13 protein-coding genes, 1 tRNA gene and 1 pseudogene are annotated in these 15,126 nt (G+C 60.5%); 9 read left to right on the top strand and 6 right to left on the bottom strand.

Features of this window, described 5'->3' with window-relative positions; all coding sequences use genetic code 11:
* The first annotated feature begins 146 nt into the window (after positions 1–146).
* From GT495_RS02855 to GT495_RS02840, 4 genes are all read left to right on the top strand, one after another.
* Entirely contained in the window at positions 147–1,541 is a 1,395-nt protein-coding gene (locus tag GT495_RS02855; RefSeq protein ID WP_161161420.1) for a CCA tRNA nucleotidyltransferase, read from the top strand.
* Between the two features lie 127 nt (positions 1,542–1,668).
* Positions 1,669–1,745, top strand: a tRNA-Glu gene (locus GT495_RS02850).
* Positions 1,746–1,896: 151 nt separating this feature from the next.
* Positions 1,897–3,204, top strand: coding sequence for a lysylphosphatidylglycerol synthase transmembrane domain-containing protein (locus tag GT495_RS02845; protein WP_161161419.1), 1,308 nt, complete (start codon positions 1,897–1,899; stop codon positions 3,202–3,204).
* 116 nt (positions 3,205–3,320) lie between these two features.
* Positions 3,321–3,932: a TetR/AcrR family transcriptional regulator gene (locus GT495_RS02840; protein ID WP_158558596.1), complete on the top strand. Its 612-nt coding sequence runs from the start codon at positions 3,321–3,323 to the stop codon at positions 3,930–3,932.
* A gap of 188 nt (positions 3,933–4,120) precedes the next feature.
* Here the strand turns inward: GT495_RS02840 and GT495_RS02835 are convergent, their stop codons facing one another.
* Positions 4,121–5,554 carry a radical SAM protein gene (locus GT495_RS02835; protein WP_161161418.1) on the bottom strand — a complete coding sequence of 478 codons (1,434 nt, stop codon included), beginning with the start codon at positions 5,552–5,554 and terminating at the stop codon, positions 4,121–4,123.
* A 254-nt stretch (positions 5,555–5,808) separates the two neighbouring features.
* Between GT495_RS02835 and GT495_RS10810 the strand changes: the two are divergent.
* Together GT495_RS10810 and GT495_RS02825 are read left to right on the top strand one after the other, a co-directional pair.
* Positions 5,809–6,048, top strand: a pseudogene (locus GT495_RS10810) (transposase); the annotation flags it as partial.
* Entirely contained in the window at positions 5,937–6,971 is a 1,035-nt protein-coding gene (locus GT495_RS02825; RefSeq protein WP_161161417.1) for an IS3 family transposase, read from the top strand. The pseudogene GT495_RS10810 and the gene GT495_RS02825, both read left to right, overlap by 112 nt.
* A 23-nt stretch (positions 6,972–6,994) precedes the next feature.
* Here the strand turns inward: GT495_RS02825 and GT495_RS02820 are convergent, their stop codons facing one another.
* The 5 genes from GT495_RS02820 to GT495_RS02800 form a co-directional block, all read right to left on the bottom strand.
* Complete coding sequence (locus GT495_RS02820) at positions 6,995–8,203, bottom strand: ABC transporter ATP-binding protein (RefSeq protein WP_370457576.1); 1,209 nt, start codon at positions 8,201–8,203, stop codon at positions 6,995–6,997.
* Positions 8,204–8,215: 12 nt separating this feature from the next.
* Positions 8,216–9,238, bottom strand: a complete 1,023-nt coding sequence (locus GT495_RS02815) for an iron ABC transporter permease (protein ID WP_161161415.1) — start codon at positions 9,236–9,238, stop codon at positions 8,216–8,218.
* Positions 9,239–9,260: 22 nt separating this feature from the next.
* Complete coding sequence (locus GT495_RS02810) at positions 9,261–10,832, bottom strand: ABC transporter substrate-binding protein (RefSeq protein ID WP_161161414.1); 1,572 nt, start codon at positions 10,830–10,832, stop codon at positions 9,261–9,263.
* 4 nt (positions 10,833–10,836) lie between these two features.
* On the bottom strand, positions 10,837–11,370 hold the full coding sequence (locus GT495_RS02805) for a hypothetical protein (protein WP_035138217.1): 534 nt from the start codon (positions 11,368–11,370) through the stop codon (positions 10,837–10,839).
* 145 nt (positions 11,371–11,515) lie between these two features.
* Positions 11,516–12,442 carry a sirohydrochlorin cobaltochelatase gene (locus tag GT495_RS02800; RefSeq protein WP_035138221.1) on the bottom strand — a complete coding sequence of 309 codons (927 nt, stop codon included), beginning with the start codon at positions 12,440–12,442 and terminating at the stop codon, positions 11,516–11,518.
* Positions 12,443–12,900: 458 nt separating this feature from the next.
* On the opposite strand from GT495_RS02800, the gene cobM reads away from it, so the two are divergent.
* The 3 genes from cobM to GT495_RS02785 are packed head-to-tail and all read left to right on the top strand — an operon-like array spanning position 12,901 to position 15,104.
* Positions 12,901–13,692 carry a precorrin-4 C(11)-methyltransferase gene (cobM, locus tag GT495_RS02795; protein WP_161161413.1) on the top strand — a complete coding sequence of 264 codons (792 nt, stop codon included), beginning with the start codon at positions 12,901–12,903 and terminating at the stop codon, positions 13,690–13,692.
* 1 nt (position 13,693) lies between these two features.
* On the top strand, positions 13,694–14,878 hold the full coding sequence (gene cbiD / locus GT495_RS02790; RefSeq protein ID WP_225093541.1) for a cobalt-precorrin-5B (C(1))-methyltransferase CbiD: 1,185 nt from the start codon (positions 13,694–13,696) through the stop codon (positions 14,876–14,878).
* Positions 14,871–15,104 carry a hypothetical protein gene (locus tag GT495_RS02785; RefSeq protein ID WP_187359579.1) on the top strand — a complete coding sequence of 78 codons (234 nt, stop codon included), beginning with the start codon at positions 14,871–14,873 and terminating at the stop codon, positions 15,102–15,104. Before cbiD ends, GT495_RS02785 begins: the two co-directional genes overlap by 8 nt.
* The last annotated feature ends 22 nt before the right edge of the window (positions 15,105–15,126 follow it).

Raw genomic sequence — 15,126 nt, 5'->3', positions numbered from 1 at the left:
TATTTCGAGTGGTTCGCATCCGTCTTGGGAACAGGACGGATGCGTTTTTGTTTATCGGACTTGCGTGTGCAGTGGAGGCTGTTTCTTGCTAGACTTCTTGCAGACGCAATCGATAGCCAATTTGATAGTCGCAGGAGGCCATAGGCATGTGCAATGTTTCGCTCAACGGTACTCAACCGTCCGATGCGTCCCTGCGCGTCCTGCGCGCGCTTGAAGCGGCTGGTCTTGAGGCTTGGTACGTGGGCGGTTGGGTGCGCGACGCCCTTATGGGGTACCCCAGCCACGATGTTGATATGTGCTGTAGCGGCCTGTGGCAGGAGTCCAAAGCGGCGCTCGAGGCCGCCGGCATCGCGGTTGTGGAATCGGGCATTAAATTTGGCGGAATCACGGCTATTTCCGATGGCGAGCGTATCGAGGTCACCACGTACCGTCTGGATGGCTTTTACACCGATGGTCGTCATCCCCAGAGTGTGGAGCGTGCCGCCTCGCTCGAGGACGATCTGGCGCGCCGCGACTTTACCGTCAATGCCATGGCCTGGCATCCCGAGCGCGGGCTTGTCGACCGCTACGACGGCCAGGGTGACTTGGAGCGCAAGCTGATTCGCGCTGTCGGCGATCCCAAGCGTCGCTTTAACGAGGACGCCCTGCGCATGCTGCGTGCGGTGCGCTTTGCCTGCCGTCTGGACTTTATGATTGAGCCCGAGACCAAGCGTGCGCTTGCCGAGTGCGCGCCGCTGCTCGATGCCGTGGCGCGTGAGCGTGTGGGTATTGAGCTCGAGGGCATTCTTTCGACCGGTCATGGGGGAGACGCGATGCTCCGCTATCCTGAGCTCATCTGCGCCGCCGTGCCCGAGTTGGCAGCGGGTCGCGGGTTTGATCAGCGCAGTGTCTATCATGCGTTTAACGTCTACGTGCATATCGCCCGTGTGCTGACGGTGGCGGGGGAGCTCGCGCTGTGTGACGGCGTCGCGCCCTCGTCGAGCCTTATGTGGGCGGCGTTTTTGCACGATGTGTCCAAGCCCGAGTGCTTCACGGTCGACCATGCCGGTAGCGGACACTTCTACGGTCATCCCGAGCTCGGCGCCAAGAAGGCGCGCGTCATTATGGATCGCCTGGCGCTCTCGCACGACTTGGTGCGCGACGTGTGCCTGCTCATCAAATACCATGACAAGCCGCTGCGCCCCGAGCGCTCCTGTCTGCTCAATATGATGCGCGCGCTTTCGGGTGAGGGCGTCGACACGGCCCGCCTGATTGACGAGCTCATGGACCTTAAGCGTGCCGACACACTTGGCAAGGCCCCGTCGTGCTTCTATTATGTTGAGACGATTGAGGAGATGCGCGCGCTGGCGCACGAGCTGCTGAAGGCAGGGGAGCCCTATACGCTCAAGATGCTCGCCATCAACGGCGGCGACCTGATCCGTGCCGGAGTCAAGCCCGGGCCGGAACTGGGTCAGCTTCTCAACTCCGCCCTCGACGCCGTGATCGAAGACGATATTCCCAACGAGCGCGAAGCTCTTTTGGTTCATCTCAACTTGAATTAGCTACCAAGTTTACCTGCGTATTCCATAACCTGCCGACAATTTTTCGGCAATTTGGAATTTCTTCTTGCGCTGACGTTTTTTGTCCCGTAATATATTTCCTCGCAGCACGGCAGTGCAGATGTCATGTGGCCCGTTCGTCTAGCGGTTTAGGACGCCGCCCTCTCAAGGCGGAGATCACCAGTTCGAATCTGGTACGGGCTACCACGCATCTGATACCCGGACTTCCTATGGAAGGCCGGGTTTTTTTATTTTCAAACAACCGTCTGCAATTCCCGTTTGAACCAGAGCTTTGCGTTCTGCCTATGGCCCTTACGGGTACAATATCCAAGATATTTTGACTGTTAGAAGGAGTCTCATGACGGAGTCCTCTCAGCATTCGTCTAAGCCCCAGGTCGAGGTTGAGGCCTCGGGCGGAGATGACAATAAGAGCGCACGCCGCGGCGCCATCTTTATCGGCGTCGTGCTGGTAGGTTATATCGTCTATCTGGTGGTAACCGGGCAGATGGGGCAGTTCTGGGCCGCTATGTCGAGCGTCCAGGCGTCATGGCTCGTTGTCGCGTGTCTTTGCATGTTCATGTACCTGTTCTTTGGCATTGTGGCCTATGCGATCGCCGTCTGGCTCGATCCCAATTCGCCCGTCGGCATCCGCGACCTGATCTCGGTCGAGGCGAGTGGCATCTTCTTTGGTAACCTGACGCCCATGATGATGGGCTCCACCCCGGCTCAAATCTATCGCCTGACCAAGGCCGGCCAAAACGTGGGCGAGGCCGGCGCCACGCAATTCACGCGTTTTATCGTGTACCAGTTTGGCCTCGTTGCCTGGGGCGCTATCCTACTGCTTGCTCGCATGCCGTTTTTTGCCGAGCGCTATGGCGACATGACGTTGCTGTGCGTCTTTAGCTTTGGTGGGCACTGCTGCATCTTGCTGGGCATCTTCGCCGTCGCGCTCATGCCTAAGACCGTCACGCGCGTCGCCCATTGCATCATCAATTGGCTTGAGCGCATTGGTGTCTCGGCCACTAAGATCGAGGGATGGCGCACGTTTGTCGATGGCGAGATCTACTCCTTCTCCGAGAAGTTCAAGCTTTCAGCCGGACATTTTTCTTCCATGCTGCTCACGGTGGTCATCACCATGCTGCAACTCGCGTTTTTCTATCTGGTGCCGTATTTCCTGATGCTTGCCTTTGGCCACCACGAGGTCGACTTTTTCTCGGTCATGGCCGCGAGCGCCTTTGTCCAGCTGCTGAGCTCTGCGGTCCCCCTGCCCGGTGGAACTGGTGGCGCTGAGGGCGGCTTTGCATTGTTCTTGGGTCATTTCTTTGGGTCGGCTTCGACCGCCGGCTATCTGCTGTGGCGCCTCATTACGTTTATTGCGCCGACCATTTTGGCTGCGCCCCTGCTGGGACTTAAGAGCGCCCACAACGAGAGCATCCATGTGCGCTGGGATCGTGTGATGCGCAAGCTCGGCCGCACGCCTCAGACGCCCTCTGCGCCCACTATGCCGCACCCCACGAATGCTGTTACCGTTGATCCCAAGAAGCGCGCTCAGAAGGCTTCTGGGACCGCTAAGCTGGCTCATAAAGCCTATGTGCGCCAGACAGGCGATGGTATTCGCGTATCTCCGTCGGCATTCAATAAGAAGAAGCATCCCAAGTCGCAGTAGGGCAGTCGTGCGTTCTTCATGATGCGGGGCATATTTGTGCTGTATGGGGGATAATCCTCTTACGTAGATTATCTCTCATCTGTTGATGAATGCTTGCATATCGAAGGGACACGCCCATGGCAACCAGCAAACCGCGTCTTGATCGTCGCATCATTCGCAGCCGTAATGCCATCCTTTCGGCTTTCGAGCGCCTGCTCATGGAAAAGCCGCTGGCAGACATTACGGTGAGTGCCATCGCGCGCGAGGCCAATGTCGACCGCAAGACCTTTTACGTTCACTTTGGTACGGTTGACGGCCTGCTCGATGCCATTGCCGTCGATGTGGTGGAGATGATTGTCGACTCGGTCGAGAAAACGCTTGCTTCTATGGACGGTGACACCAGCGAGCGCGCTCTTGGCGCGGCGGCGACCTTCTTTAAAACCGTTAATGAGGCACTGTGCAACAACTTAGTGCTCAATCGTCAGCTGATCGAGAATATTCCGCTCGATGATTTCATGGCTCGTCTTCGTGCGCCGCTCGAACATGAGATTGCCGAGCGCGATCTGCTGCCCCAAGGTCTCAAGGACGAGATGTTCGACTACTATCTGGCGTTTTTGCTGTCGGGTATTATCGGTATCTATCGCACGTGGGCACTGTCTGACGGCTCGGTTCCTATCGAGCGCGTCTCTGAGGTCGCCAACGATCTGACTCTCAATGGTCTGTCGAGTCTGGAATCTCGCTTCGAATAGCATCGATAATTCAACAACTTATAGAAGTTGCGGTGGAATAGGGATTGTTTTGGTTATTGGAAGGCCGTTCTGGTCCCTATTTCACCGCAACTTAGTAAAACTGTTTTGATGGTAAGGCGGAGCAGCCTCGAAGATGAGCCTCGAGACTGCTCCGCTTCATTTCTGAGCGTTTGTCGTGTAGGGCAGCATTAATCGCCGTTTTTGAGTATGCGGCCCTGTTTTTCGAACTTGTGCATGTCGCTATCGGCCATGCCCTGCGACTTGTCCTCGTGACGCTTGGCGTATAACGGATCGTCGGAGTCGTTCCAGATGCGGTCGGCGACAGGTGACCATGCCTCGGCGGCAGCCTGGGTCTTTTCGCGCAGCTGCTCGGGTGACTCCTTCTCGATTAGGTCGGTGCTCATTGCGCCACTCTCGGCGACCAGTTTGGGCAGCACGTCGGGATTCTCGAGCATGGGGCATGGTTTGAGGTAGTTGTCGTTAAACGGCATGTTCTCGTAGTACTTCATAAAGAGGGGAGAGCGCAGCGCGTCGAGTAAACTCACATCGTGGATGTTGGCGTTTGAGTAGTGGATGAACACGCACGGCTCCACGTCTCCGGCGGCGTTGATGTGCAGGTAGCGGCGGCCGCCGGCGATACATCCGCCTACAAACTCGCCGTCGTTTTGGAAGTCGAGCGTAAACAGCGGCTTCTTCTCACGCATTTCGCGGATAAAGTGATACATGTGCTCGCGCTGCTCGGGCGTGGGCATGAGCTCGGGGGTTGCATTGCGGCCAACCGGCATAAAGTGGAAGTACCAGCAGAAGAGTGCTCCCTCGCCGATCATCCAGTCCATGTTCTCCTCGGTAGCAACCGTATCGGCATTGGCGCTGGTCCAACAGGTGGAGATACCAAACGGCAAGTCGCGCTCGCGCAGGAGTTTCATGGCGTGCTCGATCTTTGCGTAGGTACCCTCGCCGCGACGGGCGTCGGTGGTGTGCTCATTGCCCTCGGCGCTGATGGCGGGGACAAAATTACCTACGCGAATCATATCGTCGCAGAAGGCCTCGTCGATCAGCGTGGAGTTGGTAAAGCAGAGAAACACGCAGTCCTGATGTTTTTCGCAAATTCTGATCAGGTCGTGCTTGCGGACGAGCGGCTCGCCGCCGGTATAGATGTAGATATGCGTACCGAGCCCTTTGCCCTGCGTAACGATAGAGTCGATGTCTTCGAACGAGAGATTCTGCTTGTAGCCGTACTTGGCGGCCCAGCAGCCCGTACAATGCAGGTTGCAGGCGCTCGTGGGATCGAGCAGGATGGCCCACGGAACGTTGCACTGGTACTTTTCGCGGTTCTTTTCCTGCTCTGGCCAAGCTAGCAGGTTGGCGTCGACAATGAGGGTCTTAAGCAGTTTGGTTCGCATCTGGGGATTAAGGCTGAACACACGCATGATCAGGTCATACCAATTGCCGCGGCTCTTGATGACATTGGTGAATGCCTCTCGCTGTACAGGAAATACGCGATTGGGGACCAGCTTGTTCACGAGGTCCATGATTTTGTCGATGTTTTCTTGCGGGTTGTCGTCGAGATAATCGATGAGCTTGTTGAGCGCTGCACGCTCTGCTGACCGTGTAAGCGACATGGGTATATCCTTTCACGTGTGCTTAATGTGTGATAATACCCACTTGTGGATTAAACGAAGTCTAAAGATTTGTAGTGTGTCTATTCAACGAATCAATTTAATTTGGGGTGAAGCGTTATACGCCGACACCTTCTAAGTTGCGGTGAAATAGTGTCAGATGGGGATGCGGACGATTTCTTGGACCGCGCCTAGGCGTATCCATTGGAGTGGGTATGATGAATTGGACACCTAGTTAAGAGCGAAAGGTGTTCAAGATGACCCAAAGAAGAAAGCGATACGACAGGCAGTTCAAGGTCTCGGCGGCAAAGGTGGTCCTGTCCGGGGAAATGACGGTCAAAGGCCTATCGGAGGAACTCGGCATAAAGGATTCGACGCTGAGAAGATGGGCCCGCGAATACGAGGAGATGGGAGACGGCGCGTTCCCCGGAAACGGCTCCCCGAAGATCAACAAGGACTACGAGATCGTGAAGCTCAAGAAGAAGGTCGAGGAGCTCGAGCGCGAGAACGAGATACTAAAAAATTTCCGGGCCTTCTTGAGTCAAGACCATGCGTGAGGTTCGAGTTCCTCAAAGAGCATAGGGGCGAGATCGGCCCCATCAAGAAGGCATGCGGGCTGATGAAAGTCTCGAAATCCGGTTTCTACGAGTATCTCGGCCGGAAGAAGTCCGACGCCCAGATAGAGCGGGAGGCGATCGAAGGTTTCGTCGCCGAGGCCTTCGAGCGGCACAAGGGCCGTTACGGCTACCGGCGCATCAACCGCGAACTGCGAAAAAGCGGCATCGTCGTGAGCGAGAAGCGCGTGCTCCGCATCATGCAGAAGCTCGGACTTGCCGGAAAGGGCGCGACCCGAAAACACCGCATCCAGAAGAAGGTCGAGCCGGGAGACCCTCGGTTGAACCTGGTAGAGCGCGCTTTCACCGTGGGCGAGCGCAACAGGCTTTGGGTGGGCGACATCACCTACATACCCACAAGAGAAGGGTGGCTCTATCTCGCAGCCGTGATAGACGCCTTCTCCCGCAAGGTCGTGGGCTGGTCGATGTCCGAGCGCATCACCGAGAAGGTCGCGATCGACGCGATGGAGCAGGCGGTCGGCAGGGAGGGTCCGCCAGATGACGGCAGCCTCGTCTTCCATGACGATCAGGGCGCGCAGTACACCTCCCGTTCCTTCCAGCGGTGTCTGGACTCGCATGGCATAGTCCAGTCGGTATCAAGGCCCGGCACGCCGCTGGACAACGCGGTGGCCGAGTCGTTCTTCAAGACGCTGAAAAGGGAATTGGTGAAAGAGAGGAGCTATGGGACGAGGGACGAGGCCAAGCAGGACATCTTCAAGTACATAGAGCTCTATTACAATAGGGTGCGCATGCATTCCACCCTGGGCTACATGTCTCCAGTGGAATACGAGCGGCAATACGCTTGAGGATCCTTAAAAGAAAGTCCAGTTTATCCTTCCCACTCCACATTGGAATCCTCCGATGCGCCTTCGCACGCTTGCATGACCTCGATACCATGCGATCGTGCGAACTCGACGAGCTCTGCGTTGCGGGCGTTTATGGTGCCGAAGGCGGCGGGGCACACGATAAGGCGCGCGCAGTGGACGAGGAGCTCTTTGGCGCGGGCTATGGTTTTATCCCCGATCGGCTCGAAGGCGCGCTCGGCCACGCATTCCGTCGCCAGGTCGCGCGCGAGCTCGCAGTCGATGTCCCCTTCGTGCAGAATGCCCGCGTAGAACGCCTTGCCCTGCCGGATGAGCTGGCGAAACACAGCTGACCCCGTACCTGCGCCGGCGATGACGAACGTGTGCGCATCGCCGTGTGGGCGCCCAATTTCCACGCTGCCGAAGCGCTCGTTGAAGGTGCCATGTTGAAGGCCGTAGAGCTCGCCAATCGTCTCGCGCGTGAATATGTCCTCGGGTGCGCCGGCGCGGAAGACCCGGCCGTCCTTCACGCAAATCACCTTGTCGGCGCTTTTCTGCGCGAGCTCGAGTTCGTGGATGGACATGATGACAGCAACATTCCGCGATTTCGCAAGGTGGCGAAGTATTCGCAGCAGGTCGATCTGGTAGCGGATATCGAGATACGACGTGGGCTCATCGAGCACGAGCACACGCGGATCCTGCGCGATGGCGCGTGCGAGCATGACGCGCTGGCGTTGCCCGTCGCTTATCTGCATGAAGTCGCGCTCGGCGAGCCCTTCCACATGTGCGGTTTTCATGGCCTCGTCGACCCGATTATGGTCATCGGGCGTGAGTGTGCCCATTCGCCCGGTGTAGGGATGCCTTCCCGCCTCTACGATATCGCGGCAGGTGAGGAGCTCGGTCCGGGGGCGATCTGTCAGCATAACGGCAAGGTTCCTTGCGAACTCCGCCGTCTTCCATCGGGAAATCTCTCGCCCGTCGAGCTCGACCGTGCCGGCATGCGGTGCCAGATGGCGTGTGATTGTTTTCAAGATGGTCGACTTGCCCGAGCCGTTCGGCCCGATGAGCGCCACGACGTCGCCCGCGCGAACCTCCAGATCGACGCCTTCGACTACGACCTTCTTGTCGTAACCCGCCGACAGGTCGCTTATGCGGAAAAGCGGCGCTCCGTCAGCCTGCGTTTCGACCGGGGTTTCGAGGTTCGACTCCCCTCCGAGCGTTTTGGGCTGCGGCACGAATTTCCCCATCTACCTCACCCGCTTCTTCAACATGAGTGCGATAACCACCGGCGCGCCGAAGATGGCGGTGACGGCGCTGATGGAAAGCTCGACGGGGGAGAACAGCGTGCGTGCGATCAAATCGCAGCCCGCGCAGAAGATGGCGCCTCCCAAGAAGCACGCAGGAATCACGCGGATGGGCTTCGACGACTTCAGCGCCGACTTCACGAGATGCGGAACCGCGATGCCTACGAACGACACCGGACCAGCGAACGCGGTCACGCAGGCGGAGAGCATGCTCGCTAGAAGGACGAGCACCACGCGGAAGGGTGCGACGTTCACGCCGACGCTTTTCGCGTAGGCTTCTCCCAGCTGGAAGGCGGAAAGGGGCTTCGATATCGCGAATACGCATGCGCTCACGGTGATCACCACGACCGCGATGACCGCGATGTCGTCCCAGCTCGAACCCGAAAAGCTACCCAAAGACCAGTTGTGCAGGTTCACGATGGACTGGTCGTCGGCGAAGGCGATGAGGAAGTTCGTCGCCGCCGAGCAGATGTATCCCACCATGACGCCCGCCACGATGAGCATGGCCATGGAACTTATGCGCCGTGCGATGAGGAGCACGAAGCCGATGGTGATAAGCGAGCCCAGAAACGCTGCGGCCACCATGGCCGGCGAGGACATGGCCTGGTTCGCGCCCAGAAGTACGATCATCGTAAGCGCGACGACGAACTTTGCGCCCGAGGAGACGCCCATGATGAACGGGTCGGCGATGGGATTGTTGAAAAACGTCTGCAGCAGGAACCCGGAGAGCGAAAGTGCCCCGCCGAGAAGCACGGCTGAAAGCACGCGCGGCAGGCGAATCTCCCAGATGACTTGGCTTTCCATGGAATTGGCCGCGCCGCCCGAAAGGATGCCGGGGATGTGGTCTGCGGGCACGAGCACGCTCCCGATGCACAGGTTGGCCCCGACGAGCACGATGAGGGCAACGGCGAGCAGCGCCGTCACGACGCGACACCGCGCGGCGCGCCCCGATTCGTCGTATGTCATGGAAAGTCGGCTTCTCATGGTGCTAGCCGAGCTTCCTCAGATAATGGAAGTCGCTCGCGTCATCGCCGGTGAACGCCCCGTGCAGCTCGTCGATAATGTCGGCGGTAGAAGTCATCTGCTGGTACATGTCGGCGCTTGTGACCCAGACGTTGCCGTTCTTCACGGCTTTGAACTGCGACAATAGCGCGTTTTTGCCTACAAAGTCGTTCAAGGTGGCAACCGATTCGTCGATGGTGCCGTTGTAGACGATGATGTCGGCATCCTTCGCCGTCGCGTAGAAGCGCTCCATTTCGAGCGTTACTGACGAACCTGACGTCGACGCCGTCTGCGCGTCATCGAGCGCGTAGTTGCCGCCTGCAAGCTCGATCATCTGCGCCACGTAGTCGCCCGCCCGCCGCGTGACGGCGGCCCCGTTCGAGTTAATGTAGAAATACGCCACGGTTTTACCTGACGACGCAAGCCTCGACGTTTGCTCGACGCGGGCCTTCTGCTCGTTGAACAGGTGCGCGGCCTCGTCTTCCTTGTCGAACAGGACGCCGAAAAGCTTAATCCACTCGACGCGCCCGAGTGCTTCGGGCTCGCTCGACGACTGTTCGGTGAGCACGACGAGTCCGAGCTTCTGCAGCTTTTCCTTCACATCGGGTGTGTGGTTGATCATGGTGTTCTCGATGGCGAGCGTGCAGCCCGAGGCCGATATTCGCTCGTAGTCGGGCGCGCTGTACTTGCCGCCGTAGGCGATCGCCCCACTTTCGAGCGCGCTTTTGAAGCCCGCGACCGAGCAATCGTCGGCCTTCGTGCCCGACATGAAGATATTGTCGTTCGCATCGAGCGCGTCGACCAGGCACATCGTCGCCGACGACACGAGGTACACCTTGTCGGCGGGGCGCCTTATGACCGCGATGTCAGAGCTCAACCCATCAGGTACCTTCGCATCTTGCGGTACCACGAGGAAGCGCTCCCCGTTCGAAACGCAGATAAGCCGCAGGCCGCCTTCGAACTCGTCGACAGTGAAGTGCTTGGCGTATTCAAGCTGAAGCGTCCCCGTCGGCTCCCAGCCGCAGCCCAAATCTGGGTTGTGGAAGTCGGCCGCGGCGCTTGAAGCCGTTCCCGCGGGGGAGTCGCCGCTTGCATCGTCGCCCGATTTCTCCTTCATGGTGGATGAGTCGAAGTGGAGCGTGTAGTCGATGGTGTGCGGCGTCGACATGGCGACGGTCTCGGCCGACACGGCGATGTCCTCGTCGAGCGTGACGGGTATCTCGAACGTGGAGTTGCCGCCGTCGTTTATGGGCGCGTAGTCCACGCCGTCGATGGTCATCTTGTCGTAGTTCGAACTCGACCAGGTGACCGTCGCGGTGTAGGTGTCGCCATCCTTCACAATTGTGGTGGGTGAGGCGATGCTTGCGCGCCCTGACCCGCCGGAAAGCGAGACGCTCACAGTGTATTCCTGAGAGCCCGTCGTGGCACCGGTCGCGTTCGGGCTCGCACTGCACCCCGCGAAGGGAAGCGCGAGCAGGGCGACGAGAACGCAGGCGATCGCGCGCGCCGCGATGCTGTGGCGCTTCCTGTTTTCCCCCTTGGGAAGAATCGACCGCATGGCGTTACTTCAGTGCGTCGGCGCGCAGATCGACGCCGGCGGATTCGAACACGAGCGTGCGGTCGTACCACTGCTCTTTTCTAATACTCCACGCGGCGCAGGCGGTGTCCTCGTCGAGCGCTTCAACGGGCACGTCGTAGGTGTACTTGCCTTCCGCGTTTTCCACATAGGGGATGAAGTCGGCCTCGCTCGCGGCGGCAGCCTCGTCACCCGTGCCCATGAAGAGCTTGCCGTAGCCCGTGCCGGAAAGTGTCATCACGCAGTGCATGGAGCCGTTTTCCACGATGAGCTGGGCGTCCACAATCCTGAACATGTTCGAGCTGGAATCTACGGTGATCGGATAGGTGCCGTCGGCCACCTTGTCGGCGGTGATGGGGGCAGCGCTTGCGCCCTCGGGCGCATCGGCCGCCTGTTCGGTCTTTTCCTGGGAATCGGCATCGCTTGCCTTTGCGCTGTCGATTGAATTTCCGCCGCAGCCGGCGAGCGAGAACGCGAAAAGCGCCGCTGACAGGGCGAAGGCGAGGGTTTTCTTCAACATGGAGGGAGGTTCCTTTCAATCGCTTCGACCGCCCGCTCGTGCGGTGGGCGGGCGGGACGCGAATGCAACGGGCATGCGCCGTCGGTCGGGGAAGGCGCATGCCCGTTGCACAGGGACGCGACCGGCGCCCCCGTGCGCGGCGAGTTTACAGCTTGGCGATGGCGTCGTCCACGTGTGAGACGTAGATGTCGTCGACCGCGGCGTTCTGTCCCAGACCCTGGAGCAGGCACGTCACTTCGAAGCCGGCGGCCACGAACTTCGCAGCCCAGCTGTCGGGGTCGGTCTCGTCTGCCATGTCGTTGTTCGCGTGGTCGCCCGCGACCACCATGAACGGCGCGAGCACGGCCTTCTTGTACCCTGCGGCGCTCGCGGCGGCGATAACATCCTCGCAGGTCGGTTCAGCCTCGACGGTGCCGACGAAGAACTGCGTCAAGCCCTCGTTCTTGAACACTTCCTGCATCTTGGCATAGTCGGCGTTGGAATCGGCTTCGGTGCCGTGGCCCATGAGGCACAGCGCCGTCTTGCCGTCGTCGAAGGACGCCATGTTCTCCTTAATGGCGGCGGCCACCTTCTTGTAGTCGTCGTCGGAGGTGAGCAGCGGGTCGCCGAGCGAGATCTTGTCGAACTTGTCGGCGTACTTGTCGAGCTCGTCTTTCACGTCGGCGTATTCCAGGCCAGCCATGAGATGCGTCGGCTGCACGACGATTTCCTTCACGCCGTCTTCCACGCAGCGGTCGAGCGCCTCGGTCATGTTGTCGATCGTGATGCCGTCGCGCTTCTTCAGCTTGTCGATGATGATCTGCGCGGTGAAGGCGCGGCGGATGTCGTAGTCCTGCCAGTACTTCTCGCGGATAGCGTCTTCGATGGCGCCGATGGTGATGTGGCGCGAGTCGTTGTAGCTCGTGCCGAAGCTCGTGACGAGGATGACCGGCTTCACGGCCTTCTCCTTTTCGCTCGATTTCTCGGAACTCGCGGAGGTGCTGGAGCAGCCCGCGAGCGCGACTCCGGCGAGCGCGAAGGCTCCGGTTGCTGCGGCGCCCATGAAGCCGCGGCGTGACATCTGGTCGGACATGGTTTTTCCTTTCCTCGGTTTGCCGGTCCCCCGGCGACAGTTGCTTGTCGGCACAAGCGAAAGAAAAGCGCACCCCTCGGGGTTCACAAGGAGCTAACGCCACGGCGATGCCGTGAGGAAAAGGCGAAGCAGTCTGGCTTGGGGCGCGAGGCGGTTCGCCCGTGCGTCCTATACAGTAATGTCCCTTGCCCAGGATTCCCACCTGGTTCCCTCCGCAAGCCAGCGCGGGCTGTGCGGGCGCCGCGCCGGTCATTTCCTTTTATCCGATTGTCATATGCTCGTTGCCGAATCTTTTACTATGATAGTGGGCACTTTTGAACGTGTCAAAGCCAGGGCGGGCGGCATTGCGCCTCCTGCCTGCGTATTTGCGCCGATTGCCGCTGCGGGCGCCGTGTTTTGGCCGCTGCGCGAATGGCAGCGTAAACGGTTGCGATGAGAAACGGGAAGGGAAGGCTCGGATGATTCATATCGTTGGCGCTGGCTCGGGCGCCGCCGACCTTATCACGCTGCGCGGGGCGCGCCTTTTGCGCGCGGCCGACGTGGTCGTTTGGGCGGGGAGCCTTGTGAACCCCGAGCTGCTCGCCGAGTGCAAGGAATCCTGCATCGTCTACGACAGCGCGCACATGACCTTGGAGGAAGTGCTCGACGTGATGTGCGCGGCAGATGCGCGGGGCGAGGAAGTGGTGCGCCTGCACACGGGCGACCCGTGCCTGTACGGCGCCATCCAGGAGCAGATGGACGCGCTCGACGCGCGCGGCGTGGACTACGAGGTGGTGCCCGGCGTGTCGAGCTTTTGCGGTGCCGCGGCGGCGCTTCGCCAGGAATATACGCTGCCGGGAATCAGCCAGTCGGTCGTGATCACGCGGCTTTCCGGACGTACCCCCATGCCCGCGGGCGAGGGCATGCGCACCATGGCGGAAAGTGGCTCGACTATGGTCATCTTCCTGAGCTCGGGTATGCTCGCCGAGCTTTCCGCCGAGCTTTTGGCCGCGGGCCGCAGCTCCGACGAGCCGGCCGCGCTCGTGTACAAGGCGACCTGGCCTGAGGAGCGCGTGGTGCGATGCACAGTGGGCACGCTCGCCGATGCGGGCGCGCGAGAGGGCATCGACCGCACGGCGCTCGTGGTGGTGGGCCGCGTGCTCGGAGCTCGCGGCGGGTTTTCGCACAACGGCGCGCAAGCAGAGTCGTACGAGCGCAGCAAGCTTTACGACCCTTCGTTTGCCACGGGGTATCGGAAGGCGAGCAGCTAGCGTGGCCTTCGAGCACTACATATATACCGGGACGACCCGCCTGCGCTGCGGCTACACCACGGGGAGCTGCGCCGCGCTCGCGGCGAAGGCGGCCTGCGAGATGCTTTTGTCACGAAAGCCCGTCGGCCGCGTGTCGATCGTCACCCCCGGCGGGCTGCCCGTCGAGGCGAACGTGGTCGACGCATGCATCGGCGAGGGGTGCGCCCAGTGCGCCGTGCGAAAGGACGCAGGCGACGATGCCGATGTGACTGACGGCGTACTCGTGTACGCGCACGTGGAACATGCGGGGTCGGGCACGGGTGCTGCGGGCAGCAAGGACGTGCCCGCGCGCGAATCGGAAGTTTCCGTCGATGGCGGCGTGGGCGTGGGGCGCGTGACATTGCCCGGGCTCGAGCAGCCGGTGGGGGCGGCCGCCATCAACGCGACGCCGCGCGCGATGATCACTTCGGCGGTGCGCGAGGTGTGCGCCGCGCACGGCTTTTCTGGAAATATTGCTGTGACGATTTCGGTACCCGAGGGTGTTGCCCTTGCCAAAAAGACCTTCAACCCGCATCTGGGGATAGAGGGCGGCATCTCCATCCTGGGCACGACGGGCATCGTCGAGCCGCGCAGCCTCGCTGCCTTGCGCGACAGCATCGAGCTCGAGATCCGGCAGCATGCGGCTATGGGGCGGCGCGGAGTCGTGCTCACGCCCGGCAACTACGGCGGGCAGTTCATCTCGGGGCATTTCCACCTAAACGGTGCGCCGGTGGTCTTCATCTCCAACTTTGTGGGCGATGCGATTGACTGCTGCGTTCGCGAGGGATTTACCAATGTCCTTCTTGTGGGACACATCGGCAAGTTGGTGAAGGTCGCGGGCGGCATCATGGACACCCATTCGCGTACCGCCGACTGCCGCGCGGAGATTCTGGCCGCCCACGCGGCCATGGCCGGCGCGGGCGCGAAGACCGTGCGCGAGATCATGTCGTCCGTCACGACCACGGCGGCGCTCGAGGTAATCGAGGCCGCCGGCGTTGGGGACGCTGCGCGCGCCTCGCTCGCTGCGGCAATTGAGGACAGGTTGCGCCGCCGCGCGGCGGGCGCATGCGACATCGCCGCGGTCGTGTTCGACGCCGAGCGCCGCGAGCTTTTCCGCACGTCGGGCGCCGATGCAGTTATCGGGAAATTGGGGGCGACGTATGAGTAAAGGCGTTCTGTACGGGGTGCGCCGTGCAATCGGCTGGCCGGGGACGAAGGTGGTCATGAAGGCGCGCCGCTCGCTTGCGGACACGAAGCGCTTCCTTTGCGAGGAGGGTGCCTTCGACGGTGCCGAGCTTGTAGAGGACTGTGGGCTTCCGGGCGAGCGCGTGTACCGCTCGCTCGACGATGTGCCCGATCGGGGCAGCTACTTCTCGACGATGGTGGTGCGCTAGATGAGGGTTTCCTGCATAGCGT

Source organism: Collinsella sp. BIOML-A6, assembly GCF_009875845.1.
Lineage (GTDB): Bacteria > Actinomycetota > Coriobacteriia > Coriobacteriales > Coriobacteriaceae > Collinsella > Collinsella aerofaciens_H.
This window is presented reverse-complemented; position numbering and strand designations above follow the sequence as displayed.